Raw genomic sequence first — 16422 nt, 5'->3', positions numbered from 1 at the left:
AATTCTCACAACCGCACCACGCGATAAGGCGCGATCCAGGCCTCGACCGGCTCCACCACCACCGGCTCCCCCCGCTCATAGGCCCGCAGCACCAGCATCAGGATCGCCAGCCTCAGCGGCGCCGGAGAGGTGGACGTCAGGCTCAACCCGACATCCCCCTCCACCTTCGCCTGCGCCGCCGCGATCAGGGTCTGGATCAAGCCGTCCTCGACCTCATGCTCGACCCTCAGAAACAGCTTTGCCTCCGCCACCGTCACCGGCTGCGCCATTGCAATCTCCATTGTCAGAAATTCCGTCTCCTCCCCATGCAATGGGGAGGGGGACCACGAAGTGGTGGAGGGGCTCTTCGACGCCCGCAGAGCCCCTCCGTCACGGCGCGAAGACGCGCCGCGCCACCTCCCCGTCGCTGCGCGACAGGGAGGAGACGACCGGATCAGCTTGCGCTGAACTTCATCACCTTGATCGCGTCGAAGTTCTGCACCCCGCCGCCCACGCGCTTGGTCGTGTAGAACAGCACATAGGGCTTGGCGGAATAGGGATCGCGCAGCACCCGCACCCCCGCCCGATCGACGATCAGATACCCCCGCTGGAAGTCCCCGAACGCGATCGACAGGCTATTGGCCGCCACGTCCGGCATGGTCTCGATCTCGGTCACCGGATAGCCTAGCAGGCTCGCCGTCTCGCCCAGCCGCGTCGCCGGCTGCCAGATATAGTTGCCGTCCGCGTCCTTGAACTTGCGCACGGCCGAGACCGTCTTGCGGTTCATCACGAACCGGCCGTTCGGTCTGTACTGGGCCTTGGGCGCATAGATCAGGTCGATCAGGCGATCCGCCGGACTGGTCGCCGCGAACCCGCCCGCCGCGCCCGATGCGACATAGCCGATCTGGCCCCAGGCCTGGCCCGCGTCCGCCACGGTCGGATAGGACAGCAGACCCTTGGGCTTGTTCACCCCGTCGCCGTTGATGAAGGCCTGGGTCTCCTGCGCCGCAAAGGCGTCCTCGACCTCGGCCGCCAGCCATTCGTCCAGATCGACCATGGCGTCGTCCAGCAGGGCCTGCGTCGCCGCCGGATTGGCGTAGAGATCAGCCGACGGAAACTCCAGCAGGGCCAGGGTCGCCGGGTCCGTCTCGGGCCGCGCGGCCGTCTCCGCCACCCAGCCGCAGGCCACGCCCGCCGTCGACACCGGCTTTCTGTACACCCCGGCCGCCACAGTCCTGACCGTCGCGATCTCGCGCATCGGACTGGCCGCCATCAGACGCCGCTCAATGGCCCGCTCGGTCTCATACGGCACGACATAGCCGCCCGACGTCGCCCCGCCCGACAAGCCCGCCTTGACCTCAAGCGCGCCAGACTGGCCCGTCTTCAAATAGCCGTCCCACGCCTCTTTCGCCTCGGGCGCAGACGTCGGCTCGGCAGGTTCGCCTCCAATCACCGGACGACGGCTCTGGCTCATCACGCGGTCCAGTCGCGCCTGGGCCGAGGCCACCGCCTGGTCGATGCGCGCCACCTTCTCCTCCAGCAGCACATCGGCCGCCGCCTTCTTCTCGATCTCGCCCAGCCGGGCGTCGTTCGCCCCTTTGAACGCCTCGAACGCCGCCATCACCTCGCGCACGACATCGCGCGCCTCGGGCTGGCCCGAAGCCTGTTTGGTCTCTTTCATGATATCTCCGGTTGAAGAACCGCCTGTTGCGGTTAGGGTCGGCGAATGAGTGCTTCAGCAAAGCTCCCACGCACCGGATTGGGCCGCCTCGTTCCCTTCTCCAACTGGAGGAACGGGGCATTCTGGCTGATGATTTTGGGACTCTGCGCTTCGTCGATCAGCAATGAGATGGGATGGATAGACGACGGCGAGCGATCATTGCTGTTCTTCTCGACGTTGGCCTTTGCTTGCGTGATTTGGGCTCTCTCGCCCCATCTGCCCGCGTTGACGGTGCCGCCAAAACTTGGCCCGCTTGATCGCCTGCAGGCTCACGACGACATCTGATGTCCCACCTGACGCCCCTCGAAAGCGCCGTGATGGACGCCATGATCTGGCAGATGGGCGACAGCGTCCCAGACCTGCGCGCCCAAGTCGCCGCCAGCTCGCCGGGCCTGCGTCGCAACACCGGCGCCGGCCTCTATTCCCAGATCGTCGTCGATGCGGACCGCGCGATCGCCAACCCGGACGCCACCGGCCTGTTCGGCACGGTCCATGCGATGGTCTCGGGCCTGCCCGACCCCGTGGGCTTCCAGATCGAGCTGCGCCAAGGCCGGCTGACGGCCCTGCATGGCCAGAGCTACGGCCAGGACACCCGCGCCATCGACTTCTCGACCACCGCCTTCGAAGAGGTCTTCACCGTCGACGAAGCCGGCCGCTCGATCCTGTTCCGTCCCGCCCGGCGTGCGACCGATCCGATCCCGCCCAAGCCAAAACCCGCCGCCCGACCGGCCGCTGCGCCCGCCGCCCAAGCCGCGCCAAAAGTTCAACCCAAACCCGCGTCCCAACCGGCGTCAAAGCCCTCCGATCACGCCCTGCCGTCCGCCGCCGCCTCACCGGGTCTGGCCGAGATCATCGCCGGCCTGTCCAACCCCACGGCCTCGCGCGGCGGCCAGCTGGCCTTGGTCTATCTCGGCGCCTATGCGCTGGCGGCCGTCTTCATCCTGTTCGCCCACCTCGTGCTGCACGTCGGCTGGATCTTCGGCCTGGTGCTCGCCGGCTGGGCCCTGCGCTATCTCCACGGCAAGAAGGGCCGCGCCCAGATGGCGGCCCTCGCCGAAACCCTCGACCGCAACGGCGCTTTCCAGGCGCTCAAGCCAAACTGAACCGCGCCCCCGGCAGCATGGGAAACGTCACCAGCGACACCTCCCACAGCTCGACCGCGCTCAGCACGCGCAGCCGTCCCTGACGCCGGGCCCGCGCCGTGCGGTAGCCGATCGACAGCCCATCCAGCGCCCCGGCCCGACTCAACGCCCCGGCGAACCGCGCCTCGGCCGACCAGTCCTCGATCCGGCCGCGCACGAACAGACCGCGCGCATCCTCGACGATCTGCTCCCAGACCCCGACCGGCGTGCGCGCATCGTGCTGGTTCAGCATCCGCACCCCCTCAGCCCCCGTCTTGGCCAGACTGTCCGCAAACGCCCCCGCCTGGACCACGTCCCCGTTCAGATCCGCCACGCCCCACAGCGAGGCGTAGCCTTCGATTTGAAGGGGTGAGTGGTGAATCGTGACTCGTGAATGCTTCTGTCGAGTCACCAATCGCGATTCACCACTCACGCCCCGCCCTCCAACCGCCGCTCGATCCGCTCCACGGCCGCCGCCGTCGCCTCGCCCTGGACCTCCAGCCGCGCCAGCCGTTCGGCGACCAGCCTCTGCTCCCCGACCCGCTGCTCCAGCGTCGCGATCCGCGCCGCGGCGCCCCCGGCCCAGACCAGGCCGCCCACCGTCTGCACCACGACGGCGATCAGCAGCGCCGTCGGCACGCGCCGGATATGATGTTCGCTCATTTCGCTCTCCTTTGCGGCGTGACTCGTGAGGCGTGAGTCGTGATTGGCAACCGCCCCAGTCACCACTCACCAGTCACCATTCACCAATCACCAATCACCAATCACGCCCCCAACCCCGCCATCCGCCGACGCTCTTCGTCGGTCAGGAAGCTCGCCGCCTCCAGCCGCGCCCACAGGGCGTCCCGCTCGGGCTGCAGCGCCGAGACTGCATCCAGGTCCGCCCGGATCTCGCACCCCGCGAACCGCTCGCCCAGCCAGCCCGTCATCGCCCCGGCCGCCTTCCGCACCAGCGGGATCACCGTCTGTCGCCAGAAGGCCGCATTGGCCTCGCGATAGTTGGCGTAGGTCGCATCGCCAGGTATCCCCAGCAGCTGCGGCGGAACCCCGAAGGCCAGGGCGATCTCGCGCGCCGCCGCATGTTTGCCGGCCGTGAAATCCATTTCCGCCGGCGTCAGGCTCAGCGGCTTCCAGTCCATCCCACCCTCCAGCAGGATCGGCCGTCCGGCGTTGGTCGCCCCGGCATAGACGTTCGACAACTGATCCTTCAGCGCCTCGAACTGTCCGTCCGTCAGCCGCTCGCCGTTCCTCGCCCCATAGACCAGCGCCCCCGACGGCCGCGCGGCATTGTCCAGCAGGGCCTTGTTCCAGGCGCCGGCCGCATTGTGCGCATCCACCCCTTGCGCCGCCGCCTCCAGCGGCGACAGCCCGTACCAGTCGTCCAGCGGGTGCCACAGCTTCAGGTGCATCACCGGCGCCCAGCCGTCCGTTGCCCGCCCGATCCTCACAGACCGTCCGTCCACGGAATAATCCCACGCCTCGGGCCAGCCTGAACGGCCTGGAACCACCTTCACCCGGTCCGACCGCAGCGCCCACAGCTCGTCCGGCGCCCCGTCCCCGTCCGCATCGCCGGTCGCCTCGACATAGGCGTTGCCCGACACCTGCAGCGCGCCATAGACCGCCTCCATCAGCTCCGCGCCCGACTGCTCGGGATTGGGCCGACGGATCAGTTTCGCCAGCGGATGCGCATCGTCGCGCGCCCCATCCACGAACACCGCGAAAGGCGCAGCCGCCGCCGCCTCGGCGATCATGCGGATGCAGCGATAGGCCACCGCATTCTTCTGATACCCCTCGCGCGCCAGGCTGGCGTAGTCGTTGGGCGTCCATCGCGGTCGCCCCACTCCGGACAGGGCGATCACCCCGCCCGCGCGGCTTTCCTTGCCCTCAGGCGCGCGCATGCGCCCCGTCTGGCCGAACGGCCACCGGATCGAAACCATCGCAATCTCCTTGAACTCTTCTAGATCCTCTCCGAGCCGCTACGCGGCTCTGGGGAGGATTCTCAGCACCGGCCGTTCGATCCAGACGTGGACGACCGCCCCCGCCGCCAGACTGGCGATCACCGTCAGCGCCACCACCGCATCCCCCGGCAGGGCGACCATCCCGCTCTCGAACATCCGCCCCAAGGCCCGGATGACCAGCACGTGGACCAGATAGATCGAATAGGACGCATCCCCCATGAAGGCCGCCGCTCGCTCCAGCCGCCCGGGCGCCTGATCCGTCCGCTCCATCCGCACCACGCCGAACACCAGCATCGCGCTGGGCAGACCCCAGATCAGCACCCGCCTCAACCCGTTCCACGGATCGTTCAGCGCCCGCACATCGTCGATGCCGCCATAGCCGAAGACCAGGCCCAGCCCAAACCCAAGCGTCGCCAGACCGACCGCCCACACCCCAAGCCGACGCGGTGCCGACCGCCACACCCAGGCGATCCCGACGCCCAGCAGAAACTCCAGAATGATCGGCGCGCCCCAGAACCTCAGCACCGGCGTCGCCACGACCAATCCGACCGCCAGCATCACTGCATAGGCCCCCACCAGCCCCCAGCCGACCCGCCGGCCGCCCGCCATCGCCCTGCCCGCTATGGCCAGCCCAAACCCGGCGTAGAACAGCGTTTCGAAACACAGGGTCCACCCCGGCCCCAGCGCCGGAAACGTCATCTCCAGCCCGCTGAACGGCCAGAACAGAAACGTCGCCGCCGCCACGTCCGGGCTCAGCGTCCCGCCCCGCGCCATCCCGATCAGGATCGGCAGCGACAGCAGCCAGTAGATCGGCGCCACCCGCCGAAACCGCCGCCACAGGAAGGCCCCGGCCGCGCCCACGCCCGTCTGCCCCTGCGTCGTCGTGGCGATGATGAAGCCGCTGATGACGAAGAACACGTCCACGCCCACGGCGCCGAAGTTCTCCAGCGTCCCGCCAGCCAGCACCGTCTCCAGCTCCAGCCGCGTGCCGGCCAGATCCACGGCGTGCGTGACGACCACCGCCGTCGCCGCCGCGAACCGCAGCGCCTGCACCCCGTAGAACCGCTCCCCCATCCGCCACGGTTACCACCGCGCGAGAGCGCGCGACAACCTCAGATCATCACACACGCCCGCACCGCCTCGGCGATCCTCGCCTGGCCCGCCGCATTGGGATGGACGGAATCAAACATCAGCCCGTTAGCGAACCCGCCCCCGAACAAGGCCGTCCCGTCGATGGGCGCCGCCAATCCCCGCGTCGCCGCGACGCCGAAAACGGCATCTCGCAGCGCGGTTTGCGCGGCATAGCTCGCCTTGCCCTGCGCCGGATCCGACGGACATCCGGTCATCAGCAGCACGTCCCCTGTCGTCAGGCACCGATCCACCAGCGTCCCCAGCCCGGCCTTATAGGTCGCGACCGCCGTCCCCGCGTTCCAGTCGTTGATCGTCAGACACACGACCGACAGATCAGGCGCCGCCGCCGGGATAGACCCATACGCCCGGTACGGCTGATCCGTCGTGATCCAGTCCGCGATCCGGGCCCCGCCCCACCCGGCGTTGATCACCCGCGCCCGCTTCACATCTGACCGCCACGCGACCCCGCCCGCGATGAACACCGCCCCGCCCGAGGCCCAGCGCACGCTCACCGGCCCGGCGGTCTCGGGAAAGGCCACGGTCGTCACCTCCATCGACGCCGCCTTGGTGGTGCTGACCGTCGCCCGCACTGCGCCGTCCGTCTCGACCGTCAGCACCCCCAGCGCCGTATTGGTCACGGCCCACAGGTCGAACCGATCGACCGGCCGGTCGGGCTGAAAACTCCACATGCCAGTCGACGAGGCCGCGCCCGAAAAAAGCTTGCCGCCCATCCCGGTCAGGGTGTTGACGCCCCACCCGGCGCCCAAGGTTACGCGCGGATCATAGGCGGAATAGCCTCCGCTGGCCCCATCCGCCGCCCCGGCGCCCGCGACCGACGCCGCCGACGCCGGCAGGCCCCGCCCGCTCATCATCGCCGCCAGCCGCTCCGGCCAGGCGCTCGCCTGACCGTTCGGCGTCCAGCCGCCGGAGACCGCGCCATAGCCTTGGGTCACGCTGTCGCCGATGCACAGCAGCCGCGCCTCGCGCCCGCCCGCCTGCATGGTCCTGACCGCCGCCGACCAGACGGGCATATCGGGCACGGCGAACCGCGCCCCACCCAAGACACCGGCCAGCACCCCGCCCGGCGCCGCCGTCGCCGCTCCGATCTCGACACCCGACATCAGTCGAAGGCCGCCACGATCTGCGTCGCCGTCGTCCCGGTCGCCAGCACCCGGCGCACCTGCACCGGCAACCACCCCACCGGATGGTTGGCGAAGGTCACGGCGTCGCCATCCTCAGCCCCGACCGTCAGCACACGGACATTGCCCGCCCCACCGACATACAGCGCCTTGGCGTAGATCGTCAGATCGGCCGTATCGCTGGGCGCTGCCGCCGCCGCACGCCGCGCCGGACCGCTCGCGTCGCGCCCGTGGTTCAGCAATCCGTCCCGCTCGGGAATGGCTGGCATATCGTCTCTCCTGTCGTTGAAAATCGAAAGGGCTAAAGCCCGCGCAATCGCGGTCCCGCCGACTGTGGTCCCAGCATCAGCCGCGTGATCGCCCACACCAGGGCGTCGGCCCGATCCGGGCTGGGTCCGCCCTCGCTGCCCAGCGCCAGCATCTCTTCCTCCAGCGCTGGGAAGGCCTCGCAGTGGACCACCCGCCCCTGTTCGTAGAGCAGGGCCACCGGCTCGGCCCGCGCCGCCTTGGACCGCGAGGCGTGGACCATCTCGATCCGGCATGGACATGCGCTGATGGCCAGAACCGACCGCACCATGTCGCCGCCCTGATTGCTCTCGGCGACCACCTCGTGCGCGCCGAACTCGTGCGCGGCCGCGCTGACCGCCCCGCCCCAGCTCTGGGGCGAGCGCCCCTGCACCGTCCGGTCGGCCAGCACGAAGGCGTGGCGACCTTTTCGCCCCACGACCACGATGCCGCAGGCGTCTCCGGTCGCGGTCGCCGGCGGATCGACCGCCACCACGATCCGGTCCAGTTCGACCGGCCGCGCGCCCCTGGCCCGTTTCAGGTCCGCGATGCGGAACAGGGCCCCCTCCCCCTCGACCACCACGCCTTCCAGCTCCTGCGCCGCCAGTCGCGTCCCGCCATAGACGTCGTTCAGATGCGCCAGAAAGCCGGGCGACAGGTTCTCAGCATTCAGCGCCGTCGCCGCCCGTTCCGTCACCGTCCCAGCCTCGGCCATCAGTCGTCTCAGCGCCGGGATCGGCCGGGGCGTCGTCGTCACCGCCAGCAGCGGCGAGGCCCCCAGCCGCAGTCCGAACCTCAGGTTCGACAGCACCATCTCCGGCCGTCGCCAGGCGCAGAACTCGTCCGCCCAGGCCGCATGGAACTGCGGCCCCCTCAGACTGTCGGGATCCTCGGCCGAAAACGCATAGGCCGCCGACTGATTTTTCCACACCAGCCTCCGCCGCCCGGCCTCCCAGCGCGGCCGATCGCCCGGTTCCGCCAGCGACTTGATCCCCGACGCCCCCTCCACCATCACCTCGCGCACATCGTGCAGAGCGGGGCCGACCAGCGCCAGGGTGATGCCGGGCAGCTCTCGCGCCATGATGTCGATCCAGACCGACCCGGCGAACGTCTTTCCCGACCCCCGGCCGCCCAGCAGCAGCCAGGTCTTCAGGTAGTCATCCGTCGGCGAACACTGATGCTTCGCCACCCGACAATGGCTGCGATGCAGCCTTAGCTCGCGCCCTTTCAGCTGCCTCAGCGTTCTTCTCTTCCAGAATCCGATCAAGCCGCTCGTGCTCGACGACCAGTTCCTGTCGGATTCGCTCGTCCTCGGCGGGGTCGTAGGTTCGTCCACCCATCTCGTCCTCTTCGTTGTCGCTCAGGCACAGCAGTCGCAGCGCCTCGACCGCCTTGGCCGACCGCGCGATCACCCCGATCTGGCGCGCGACCTTCTCGGCGACGGCGGCGTCCTTGACGTCCGTTTCGCAGACGCTCTTGGCCGTCTCTTCGATCTTGGCCTTCATCATCAGGAACAGGGGCTCCATCCACCCGGCGCAGGACGCAGCCGTCTCGCGCGCGCCGCCGCAGCCGCCCTCTCCGTCATCCCGATTTCCCGTCATGCCCAAACCATAGCGGACCAGCGTCCTCAGGCCGGAAGAACGCCCACATAATTCGCCAATGGCTTGTTTTCGCAGCCTTTCAACCAGCGTCATTGCGCTGGCTAGGGGGTGCTACCCTATCGCTCCCGGCCCCGTTCGACCGTCCATTCCGGCGCCTCGAAATCCAGCGCATCTTCCGGCTCGGCCAGCGACAGCTCCGAAATCGTCTGGCCCCGCACCGACACGCCCGCCGTATGCACCGTCTCGCGACTGCCCGAGATCAGATGATGCCATTTGGCCAGCGGCCGCCCCTCATGCAGCCGGCGATAGGCGCACGACTTAGGCATCCACTCCAACGCCTCGATATTGCCGGGCGTCAGCTTGATGCAGTCCGGCACCTGGGCCTTGCGGTTCGCATAGTCCGAACAGGCGCAGGCCTCGGGGTCGAACAGCTTGCAATGCACCCGCGTCGGAATGACCTCGCCCGTATCCTCGTCCTCGAACCGGATCACGCAGCACAGCCCGCACCCGTCGCACAGCCCCTCCCACTCGGAAGGCGACATCTCGGCCAGGGTCTTGGTTTCCCAGTAGGGTTGCATGGCGCGCCTCATACGCGCCGCGCCGCCACTTGTCACAGCCTCAATGCCCGACCGTCTTGGAGAACAGGTTGATCACCACCACTCCGCCGACGATCATCGCCAGCCCGACCATCGCCGGCAGGTCCAGCCGCTGGCGGAACACCACCGTCCCGATCACCGAGATCAGCACCACCCCCAACCCGCTCCAGATCGCATAGGCGATCCCCACCGGCATCTGCCGCAGGGCGATCGACAGAAGGTAGAACGCCAGGCCGTAGCAGACCGCCATCCCCGCCGTCGGCCAGGCCCGCGTGAACTGCTGCGAGGCCTGCAGCATCGTTGTGCCCGCCACCTCCAGCGCGATGGCGCCCAGCAGCGCGGCCCAGGTGATCATGCTCATGACAGGCCCATAGCCCGGCCCGACGCCCGGCCGCAAATCCACAGCCTGCGGCGCGTATCGCCTTTCCAGTGGCGAAATGGGCCTGAACCCCTTAGATCACACCCGTTTCCGCCCCCCTCCGCCGCGCAGTGCGCGGTTTCCCTCTCCGGCGTCGCCCGAGAGGATCGAAAGTCACATGGCAGCCAGACCCCCTCTCGTCGCACTCAAGGACGTCCGCCTTCAGGACGGCCAGCGCCCTCTCTTCGACGGCGTCGATCTTGCGGTCGAACCGCGCAGCCGCGCCGCCCTGGTGGGGCGCAACGGCGCGGGCAAGTCCACCCTGATGAAGGTCGTCATGGGCCTGATCGAGCCGGACAGCGGCGACCGCTCGATCCAGTCCGCCGTCCGCTTCGCCTATGTGCCGCAAGAGCCCGTGATCACCGGCGAGACCCTGCTGGACTATGCGTCGTCGGGCGAGGCCGAGACCTGGACGGCCGAAAGCTGGCTGGAGACCTTCGGCCTGAACCCGGCGAAGTCGACGCAAGGGTTGTCTGGCGGCGAAACCCGCCGCGCCGCCCTGGCCAAGGCTTTCGCCGAAGAACCCGACCTGCTGCTGCTGGACGAGCCGACCAACCACCTCGACATCCTGGCCATCGAACTGCTGGAGAACGAGCTGATCCAGGCCCGGTTCGCCCTCTTGGTCGTCAGCCACGACCGCGCCTTCCTGAACCGCGTCACCAACACCGTCCACTGGCTGGAGGGCCGTCGGGTCCGCACCCTGAACAAGGGCTTCGTCGAGTTCGACGAATGGTCCTCCAAGGTGCTGGAGGAAGAGGCCGAATCCCTGCGCCGCCTGACCAAGACCATCGAGCGCGAGACCGCCACCTTCTACTCCTCCATCACCGCCCGCCGCAGCCGCAACGAGGGCCGCGCCCGCTCGCTTCAGGCGTTGCGCGCCGAACGCGCCGAGAAGATGAAGGATGTGCCGCGCGAACTGTATCTCGGCGTCGATTCCGGCTCGACATCGGGCAAGCTGGTCGCCGAGATCAAGCATGTCTCAAAGGGCTTCAACGGCCGCACCCTGTTCAAGGACCTGACCACCCGCATCATCCGCGGCGACCGTCTGGGCATCGTCGGTCCCAACGGCGCGGGCAAGACCACCCTGGTCAAGACCCTACTGGGCGAACTGGCGCCCGACGAAGGCACGGTGCGCATGGGCGCAAACCTCGAGCCGGTCTATCTGGACCAGTCGCGCGAAGGGCTGAAGTCGGACATGACCCTGTGGGACGCCCTGACGCCGGGCGGCGGCGACAGCATTCTGGTGCGCGGCGTGTCCAAACACGTCGCCGCCTACGCCAAGGACTTCCTGTTCTCGGAGGCCCAGCTGCGCCAGCCGATCTCGACCCTGTCGGGCGGCGAGCGCAACCGCCTGCTGCTGGCGCGCGCCCTGGCGAAGCCCGCCAATATGCTGATCCTCGACGAACCGACCAACGACCTGGACATGGACACGTTGGACAAGCTGGAAGAGCTGCTGGAGGGCTATGACGGCACCCTGATCCTGGTTTCCCACGACCGCGACTTCATCGACCGCCTGTCCACCTCGACCCTGGCCCTGAACGGGCGCGGCGACATCGTCGAGACCCCCGGCGGCTGGACCGACTTCATCCGCCAGAACCCCGGTTTCCTCCAGCCCGGCTCGAACCCCCGCCCCCAGGACAAAGCCGCCGCCCAGCGCGCCGCCGAGGCGCCGCCGCCCGCCGTCGCCCCCAAGAAGACCGCCAAACTTTCCTTCAAGGACGCTCACCGCCTGAAGGAGCTGGAAGCCCTGATCGATGCGCTGCCCGCGACCATCGCGAAACACGACGCGACCCTGGCCGACCCCGGCCTCTACGCCCGCGACCCCAAGGCCTTCGACGCCGCCATGAAGGCTGCCGAAAAAGCCCGCGCCGACCTGGAATCCGCCGAACTGGAATGGCTGGAGCTGGAAGAGAAGAAGGCGGCTCTGGCGGGGTAGAGACCGAACGGCTCGTCACCCTGGCGAGGACGGCTTGAGGTCCTAACCCTAACTGTCTGGATCCCCGGGCGGCGTCTTCGCCGCGCCTCGGTTCTGCATCACGCTGACGGCGATGCAGGCGACCAGGCCGAACGCGAACCACAGGCCGAACTTGCCCGTCAAAAGCCCGACCAAGCCAAAGATCAACAGGACGCCGAAGGGGGTGAGCCGTTTCATGGGGCGGACGATAACCGGCTTTGTCATGGCTGACGAGGCTAGGCCAAAGGCCCCGATTTGAAACCAAACCCGCCGCCGCACACTCAAGCTTGATGACCCTGCGCACCCACCTCGTCGAGTTCGCCCCGCCCCAGCAGGCGGCGGTGCGGCGGATCAACGCCGTCCTCGCCCGCGCGCCGCGCCTGCGCACCGACGGCTGGCGGATCGATGCGGGCCAGCGGCTGTCGCTGTGGCTGGACGCGGCCGCCGGGCGGGTCACCACCCCGCGTTTAAGGAAGCGCGGCGTGACGGTCGAAATCATCCAGACGGACGGCGACCATCCCGTCCCCTTGCGCATCCTGCATCCGACGGGCGCACCCCGAGCGGTCATCCTGGATATCCACGGCGGCGGCTGGGTGCTGGGCAGCGCCGGGCTGAACGACCGGCTGAACGCCCATCTGGCCCACCACGGTTTCTGCGTCGTCTCGGTGGATTATCGTCTGCTGTCCGAACGGCGTCAGATCTATATCGACGCCGCCATCGCCGACTGTCTGGCGGCCGCCTATTGGACGGTCACGAATGTCGATCGACTGGGTGCCTCGACCCTGTTCCTGACGGGCGAATCCGCCGGCGGGCATCTGGCAGCCCTGACCGCCGTCGCCCTGCGCGACCAGGGGCTGATCGACCTGGTGAAGGGCTGCGTCTTCACCTACGGCGTCTTCGACCTGTCGGGCACCGAAAGCGTGCGCTCTGCGGGACCAGAGACCCTGCTGTTCAATGGCCCGACGATGCAGGCCGATCTGGCGCGCCTGGCGCCGGATCGCGACGAGGCGGCCTTGCGCCAGCCCGACGTCTCGCCCCTGTATGCCGACCTGACCGGCCTGCCGCCCGCCCTGTTCCTCGCCGGCGAACAGGATCCTCTTTTCGAGGACAGTCTGTTGATGGCCACCCGCTGGGGCGAGGCGTCGCAGGCCGACCTGATCCGCGTCCCCGAAACCCCGCACGGCTTCCTGCATTTCGGCGGCCCGGCGGCTCGGGGCGCGCGCGCCGCCATCCGCCATTGGCTGAACGCCCGCCTCTAGCTCGCCTCGATCAGTTCGCGGATCCGGCTGCCCAGCGCCTCCATGGCGAAGGGCTTGGTCATGACGTGCATGCCGGGGTCCAGGTGCCCGTTGCCGACCACCGCATTCTCGGCATAGCCGGTGATGAACAGCACCTTCAGGTCCGGCCGATCAATCCGCGCCGCATCCGCCATCTGACGCCCGTTCATCCCGCCCGGCAGACCCACATCAGTCACGAGCAGGTCGATCCGCGCGCCCGATTGCAGCAGCTTCAGCCCCGCCACGCCGTCGGACGCCTCGATGCACTGATAGCCCAGCTCATGCAGGATTTCGGCGACCAGCATCCGCACCGTCGGCTCGTCGTCCACGACCATGACCGTCTCGCCGGCCTGGGCGCGCGGGGCCTGTTCGACCTCGGGGATCAGATCGGCGTCGTCCACCTCGCCGAAGTGGCGCGGCAGATACAGGCAGATCATCGCACCCTCGCCCGCCTCGGAATAGATCCGCACCTGCCCGCCCGACTGGCGCACGAAGCCATAGATCATCGACAAGCCCAGGCCCGTCCCCTCGCCCAGCGGCTTGGTGGTGAAGAAGGGCTCGAACGCGCGCGCCGCCACCTCGGGCGCCATGCCCGTGCCGGTATCGCTGACGCAGATGGAGACATATTGGCCGGGCTCCAGATCCTGGGCCTTGGCCGTGCGCGCGTCGATCCAGCGATTGCCGGTCTCGATGGTCAGACGACCGCCGCTCGGCATGGCGTCGCGCGCATTGATGCACAGGTTCAGCACCGCGTTTTCCAGCTGGTGCGCGTCGATCAGCACGGGCCACAGGCCGGCGCCGGCGACCACCTCGACCTCAATGCCCGGCCCTGTCGTGCGCCGCACCAGATCCTCCATCCCGCGGATCAGGCGGTTGGGATCGGTCGGCTTGGGATCCAGGGTCTGACGCCGCGAGAAGGCCAGCAGCCGGTGCGTCAGGGCCGCCGCGCGTTTCGCCGCCCCCTGCGCCGCCACCGTGAACCGCTCCACCTCGGCATGACGCCCCTGCGCGATCCGGTTGGTGATCAGTTCCAGGCTGCCGCTGATGCCGGCCAGCAGGTTGTTGAAGTCGTGGGCGATGCCGCCGGTCAGCTGGCCGACCGCCTCCATCTTCTGGCTCTGGCGCAGCGCCTCCTCGGCCTGCATCAGGGCGCTGGTGCGTTCGGCGACCTGTTCTTCCAGCGTCTCGTTGAACCGCGCCAGTTCGGCCGATTGGCGGCGCAGGTCCTCGATGTCGGTGTTGGACCCGACCCAGCGCAGGATCCGCCCCTCTTCGTCGTGCACGGGCTCGGCCCGAACCATGAAGGTGCGATAGACGCCGTCGTGACGGCGTATACGGAACTCGTTCTCATAGACCTGGCCGCTGGCCAGGGTCTGGACCCATCGCTCGGACGCCCAGTCCAGGTCGTCCGGGTGAACAACCTTGCCCCACCCGGTCGTGCCGTCCAACGCGCCCTCTGCAAGGCCGGAGTAGGCATAGACCTGGGGGTTGAACCAATACAGCGAGCCGTCCGCCCAGCTGGCCCAGATCTGGATCGGCGTGGCCTGGGCGAAGACCCGGAACTGGGCCTCGCTGTCGCGCAGGGCCGCCTCGCTTCGGGCGCGCTCGGTCGCCGTGCGAACCCGCTCGGCCACGTCGCGCATCAGGCGCAGATCGCTGTCGGTGTAATGGCGCGGCGTCGCGTTGTTGACGAAGACCATCGCCACGACCCGCCCCTGTTCCATCAGCGGCATGTTGACGAAGGACCCCGCGCTGATCCGCTTCAGCACGTCGGCCGTGTCGGCGGTGCGCGGGTCCAGCGCGACATCGGCGATCGCCACCGTCTCGCCGCGCTTGATGTCCTCGATGTAGGAGCCGTGTTCGCGGAAGGCCAGGGTGCCGGCGATGCTGCTCACCCCCGGCTGGTTGAAGTCGCGGGCTATGGTGATGGTCTCGGCGACCGTGTCCACCGTGCCGTATCCGGCCCGGCTCACGCCCATGGTGCGGGCCAGAACCTGGGCGGAGGCCTGGGCGATGTCGCCGGCGTCGGTCAGGTCGCGGATCGCGTCGTTCAGCTCCAGCAGCGCGTTCTGACGTGTCTCGCTCTGTTTGCGCTCGGTGATATTGTTGAACAGGATGGCGACCTGCCACGCGCCCGGCTGGCCGATCCTCAGCGCCTGCACGTCATACCAGCGACCAAAGATGTCGGCCGGGTTCTCGAAACGGACCGGCTCGCCTGTCCGCGCCACCCCGCCGTAGAGATCGAACCAGTGCTGCTCCAGCCCCGGCGCGATCTCGCTGACCCATTTGCCGTAAGGGTCGACCAAGCCGGTCATCTCTTCGAAGGCCTTGTTGCCCTCGACGATCCTGTAATCGACCGGTCGATCGGCCGCGTCGAACTTCATCTCGATGACGCAGAAGCCCGTCGCCATCGCCGCGAACAGGGCGCCGTATCGCGCTTCGCTCAACGCCAGCGCCTGGTCCGCCCGGTGGCGATCCGACACGTCCATCCCCTGGATGAACACGCCCCAGACCCGACCGTCCTCCTTCAGCGGCTGGAAGACGAAATCGACGTAACGGTCCACGATCTCGCCGCCCGGCTCGGCCTGAACGGCGTACAGGGCGCTGTCGGCCCGGTGCGCCTCGCCGCTGCGGTAAACTTGGTCCAGCAGATCCAGATAGCCTTGCGCCACCGCATCGGTCAGCACCTCGCCCACCGTGCGCCCGATCACCTCGCGGTGGCCGATCACCTTCTGGTAGTTGGGATTGGTCAGCTCGAACCGATGGTCCGGGCCCGTGACCAGCGCCATGAACCCCGGCGCATGGGCGAACATCTGGGCCAGCTGGCTGCGATTGATACCGATAGACAAGGCGTGGTCAGAGCCGGTGTTGGACAACGAATTCCCCCAAGGACTTTTGTCCGTTGATCACAGAACCCAAAGCGCGCCGCACGGTTGCAGCGCAATGTGTCCGACGCCGGACATAGCGCTCTATCGCCGCGTTTCTGTGGACAAGACAAGACGCTGATCCGCAATCGCGAATTTGATCCGTCCACCGATGTTCACAGGCTTGTCCACCGCCGCCGGGCCAATCGTGCACACTGGGGCGAGTTCGGGCGCTTGCCTCATAGCCGGTTTCGTCCGAACGTCAACAGGCCAAGGGACACGGGGCAGCGGAAATCCAGGGAGACCTGGACCTCCAGCGAACCGGCCCGGCTCTCCGACCCGGCGCTTCGGGCGATCTTCGGATCGTAACGTGCGACAG

Annotated in this window: 18 protein-coding genes; 4 read left to right on the top strand and 14 right to left on the bottom strand. The window is 68.3% G+C overall.

Going from position 1 to position 16422, the window contains the following annotated elements; all coding sequences use genetic code 11:
• Positions 1–5: 5 nt before the first annotated feature.
• Positions 6–269, bottom strand: coding sequence for a head-tail connector protein (locus tag AC3WRC_RS01840; protein WP_492302678.1), 264 nt, complete (start codon positions 267–269; stop codon positions 6–8).
• 164 nt (positions 270–433) lie between these two features.
• A complete protein-coding gene (locus tag AC3WRC_RS01835; RefSeq protein ID WP_492302677.1) occupies positions 434–1660 on the bottom strand; it encodes a phage major capsid protein in 1227 nt (408 codons plus the stop codon).
• 45 nt (positions 1661–1705) lie between these two features.
• On the opposite strand from AC3WRC_RS01835, the gene AC3WRC_RS01830 reads away from it, so the two are divergent.
• Positions 1706–1984 carry a hypothetical protein gene (locus AC3WRC_RS01830; protein ID WP_156355822.1) on the top strand — a complete coding sequence of 93 codons (279 nt, stop codon included), beginning with the start codon at positions 1706–1708 and terminating at the stop codon, positions 1982–1984.
• Complete coding sequence (locus tag AC3WRC_RS01825; RefSeq protein WP_492302675.1) at positions 1984–2802, top strand: hypothetical protein; 819 nt, start codon at positions 1984–1986, stop codon at positions 2800–2802. The genes AC3WRC_RS01830 and AC3WRC_RS01825 overlap by 1 nt, the downstream gene beginning before the upstream one ends.
• On the opposite strand, the gene AC3WRC_RS01820 is transcribed toward AC3WRC_RS01825, so the two are convergent.
• From AC3WRC_RS01820 to AC3WRC_RS01775, 10 genes are all read right to left on the bottom strand, one after another.
• Positions 2789–3202 (bottom strand): HK97 family phage prohead protease, encoded by a 414-nt coding sequence (locus AC3WRC_RS01820; RefSeq protein WP_492302990.1) that lies wholly within the window; start codon positions 3200–3202, stop codon positions 2789–2791. The genes AC3WRC_RS01825 and AC3WRC_RS01820 overlap by 14 nt on opposite strands.
• A gap of 47 nt (positions 3203–3249) precedes the next feature.
• Entirely contained in the window at positions 3250–3483 is a 234-nt protein-coding gene (locus AC3WRC_RS01815; protein ID WP_492302674.1) for a hypothetical protein, read from the bottom strand.
• A gap of 101 nt (positions 3484–3584) precedes the next feature.
• On the bottom strand, positions 3585–4757 hold the full coding sequence (locus tag AC3WRC_RS01810; protein ID WP_492302672.1) for a phage portal protein: 1173 nt from the start codon (positions 4755–4757) through the stop codon (positions 3585–3587).
• 39 nt (positions 4758–4796) lie between these two features.
• On the bottom strand, positions 4797–5852 hold the full coding sequence (locus AC3WRC_RS01805) for an acyltransferase family protein (protein ID WP_492302671.1): 1056 nt from the start codon (positions 5850–5852) through the stop codon (positions 4797–4799).
• Between the two features lie 38 nt (positions 5853–5890).
• Positions 5891–7030, bottom strand: a complete 1140-nt coding sequence (locus AC3WRC_RS01800) for an SGNH/GDSL hydrolase family protein (RefSeq protein ID WP_492302670.1) — start codon at positions 7028–7030, stop codon at positions 5891–5893.
• Positions 7030–7317 carry a spike base protein, RCAP_Rcc01079 family gene (locus tag AC3WRC_RS01795; protein ID WP_492302668.1) on the bottom strand — a complete coding sequence of 96 codons (288 nt, stop codon included), beginning with the start codon at positions 7315–7317 and terminating at the stop codon, positions 7030–7032. The genes AC3WRC_RS01800 and AC3WRC_RS01795 overlap by 1 nt, the downstream gene beginning before the upstream one ends.
• A 32-nt stretch (positions 7318–7349) precedes the next feature.
• Complete coding sequence (locus AC3WRC_RS01790; protein WP_492302666.1) at positions 7350–8522, bottom strand: DNA-packaging protein; 1173 nt, start codon at positions 8520–8522, stop codon at positions 7350–7352.
• Positions 8491–8934 (bottom strand): hypothetical protein, encoded by a 444-nt coding sequence (locus AC3WRC_RS01785; protein WP_066552402.1) that lies wholly within the window; start codon positions 8932–8934, stop codon positions 8491–8493. Before AC3WRC_RS01785 ends, AC3WRC_RS01790 begins: the two co-directional genes overlap by 32 nt.
• Before the next feature lie 116 nt (positions 8935–9050).
• A complete protein-coding gene (locus tag AC3WRC_RS01780) occupies positions 9051–9512 on the bottom strand; it encodes a YcgN family cysteine cluster protein (RefSeq protein ID WP_082854124.1) in 462 nt (153 codons plus the stop codon).
• Between the two features lie 40 nt (positions 9513–9552).
• Positions 9553–9891, bottom strand: coding sequence for a DMT family transporter (locus AC3WRC_RS01775; protein WP_055803632.1), 339 nt, complete (start codon positions 9889–9891; stop codon positions 9553–9555).
• A gap of 175 nt (positions 9892–10066) precedes the next feature.
• Here AC3WRC_RS01775 and AC3WRC_RS01770 point away from each other — a divergent pair, with 175 nt between their 5' ends.
• Positions 10067–11884, top strand: a complete 1818-nt coding sequence (locus AC3WRC_RS01770; RefSeq protein ID WP_492302665.1) for an ABC-F family ATP-binding cassette domain-containing protein — start codon at positions 10067–10069, stop codon at positions 11882–11884.
• A 48-nt stretch (positions 11885–11932) separates the two neighbouring features.
• Here the strand turns inward: AC3WRC_RS01770 and AC3WRC_RS01765 are convergent, their stop codons facing one another.
• Positions 11933–12100, bottom strand: coding sequence for a hypothetical protein (locus AC3WRC_RS01765; protein ID WP_492302664.1), 168 nt, complete (start codon positions 12098–12100; stop codon positions 11933–11935).
• Between the two features lie 92 nt (positions 12101–12192).
• On the opposite strand from AC3WRC_RS01765, the gene AC3WRC_RS01760 reads away from it, so the two are divergent.
• On the top strand, positions 12193–13161 hold the full coding sequence (locus AC3WRC_RS01760; RefSeq protein WP_492302662.1) for an alpha/beta hydrolase: 969 nt from the start codon (positions 12193–12195) through the stop codon (positions 13159–13161).
• Here the strand turns inward: AC3WRC_RS01760 and AC3WRC_RS01755 are convergent.
• Complete coding sequence (locus AC3WRC_RS01755; RefSeq protein ID WP_492302661.1) at positions 13158–16028, bottom strand: PAS domain S-box protein; 2871 nt, start codon at positions 16026–16028, stop codon at positions 13158–13160. The two genes, AC3WRC_RS01760 and AC3WRC_RS01755, sit on opposite strands and share 4 nt — an antisense overlap.
• Between the last annotated feature and the right edge of the window lie 394 nt (positions 16029–16422).

Source organism: Brevundimonas sp. EU05-FHT14B07 (assembly GCF_058790795.1).
Note: the sequence above shows the minus strand (reverse complement) of the source record. Positions and strands in the feature narration are given on the sequence as shown.

Excerpts from the sequence above, each read along its gene's own strand:
- AC3WRC_RS01840 (WP_492302678.1), bottom strand. The coding sequence starts at position 269 with ATGGCGCAGCCGGTGACGGTGGCGGAGGCAAAGCTGTTTCTGAGGGTC.
- AC3WRC_RS01835 (WP_492302677.1), bottom strand. The coding sequence starts at position 1,660 with ATGAAAGAGACCAAACAGGCTTCGGGCCAGCCCGAGGCGCGCGATGTC.
- AC3WRC_RS01830 (WP_156355822.1), top strand. The coding sequence starts at position 1,706 with ATGAGTGCTTCAGCAAAGCTCCCACGCACCGGATTGGGCCGCCTCGTT.
- AC3WRC_RS01825 (WP_492302675.1), top strand. The coding sequence starts at position 1,984 with ATGTCCCACCTGACGCCCCTCGAAAGCGCCGTGATGGACGCCATGATC.
- AC3WRC_RS01815 (WP_492302674.1), bottom strand. The coding sequence starts at position 3,483 with ATGAGCGAACATCATATCCGGCGCGTGCCGACGGCGCTGCTGATCGCC.
- AC3WRC_RS01810 (WP_492302672.1), bottom strand. The coding sequence starts at position 4,757 with ATGGTTTCGATCCGGTGGCCGTTCGGCCAGACGGGGCGCATGCGCGCG.
- AC3WRC_RS01805 (WP_492302671.1), bottom strand. The coding sequence starts at position 5,852 with ATGGGGGAGCGGTTCTACGGGGTGCAGGCGCTGCGGTTCGCGGCGGCG.
- AC3WRC_RS01800 (WP_492302670.1), bottom strand. The coding sequence starts at position 7,030 with ATGTCGGGTGTCGAGATCGGAGCGGCGACGGCGGCGCCGGGCGGGGTG.
- AC3WRC_RS01795 (WP_492302668.1), bottom strand. The coding sequence starts at position 7,317 with ATGCCAGCCATTCCCGAGCGGGACGGATTGCTGAACCACGGGCGCGAC.
- AC3WRC_RS01785 (WP_066552402.1), bottom strand. The coding sequence starts at position 8,934 with ATGACGGGAAATCGGGATGACGGAGAGGGCGGCTGCGGCGGCGCGCGC.
- AC3WRC_RS01780 (WP_082854124.1), bottom strand. The coding sequence starts at position 9,512 with ATGCAACCCTACTGGGAAACCAAGACCCTGGCCGAGATGTCGCCTTCC.
- AC3WRC_RS01775 (WP_055803632.1), bottom strand. The coding sequence starts at position 9,891 with ATGAGCATGATCACCTGGGCCGCGCTGCTGGGCGCCATCGCGCTGGAG.
- AC3WRC_RS01770 (WP_492302665.1), top strand. The coding sequence starts at position 10,067 with ATGGCAGCCAGACCCCCTCTCGTCGCACTCAAGGACGTCCGCCTTCAG.
- AC3WRC_RS01765 (WP_492302664.1), bottom strand. The coding sequence starts at position 12,100 with ATGAAACGGCTCACCCCCTTCGGCGTCCTGTTGATCTTTGGCTTGGTC.
- AC3WRC_RS01760 (WP_492302662.1), top strand. The coding sequence starts at position 12,193 with ATGACCCTGCGCACCCACCTCGTCGAGTTCGCCCCGCCCCAGCAGGCG.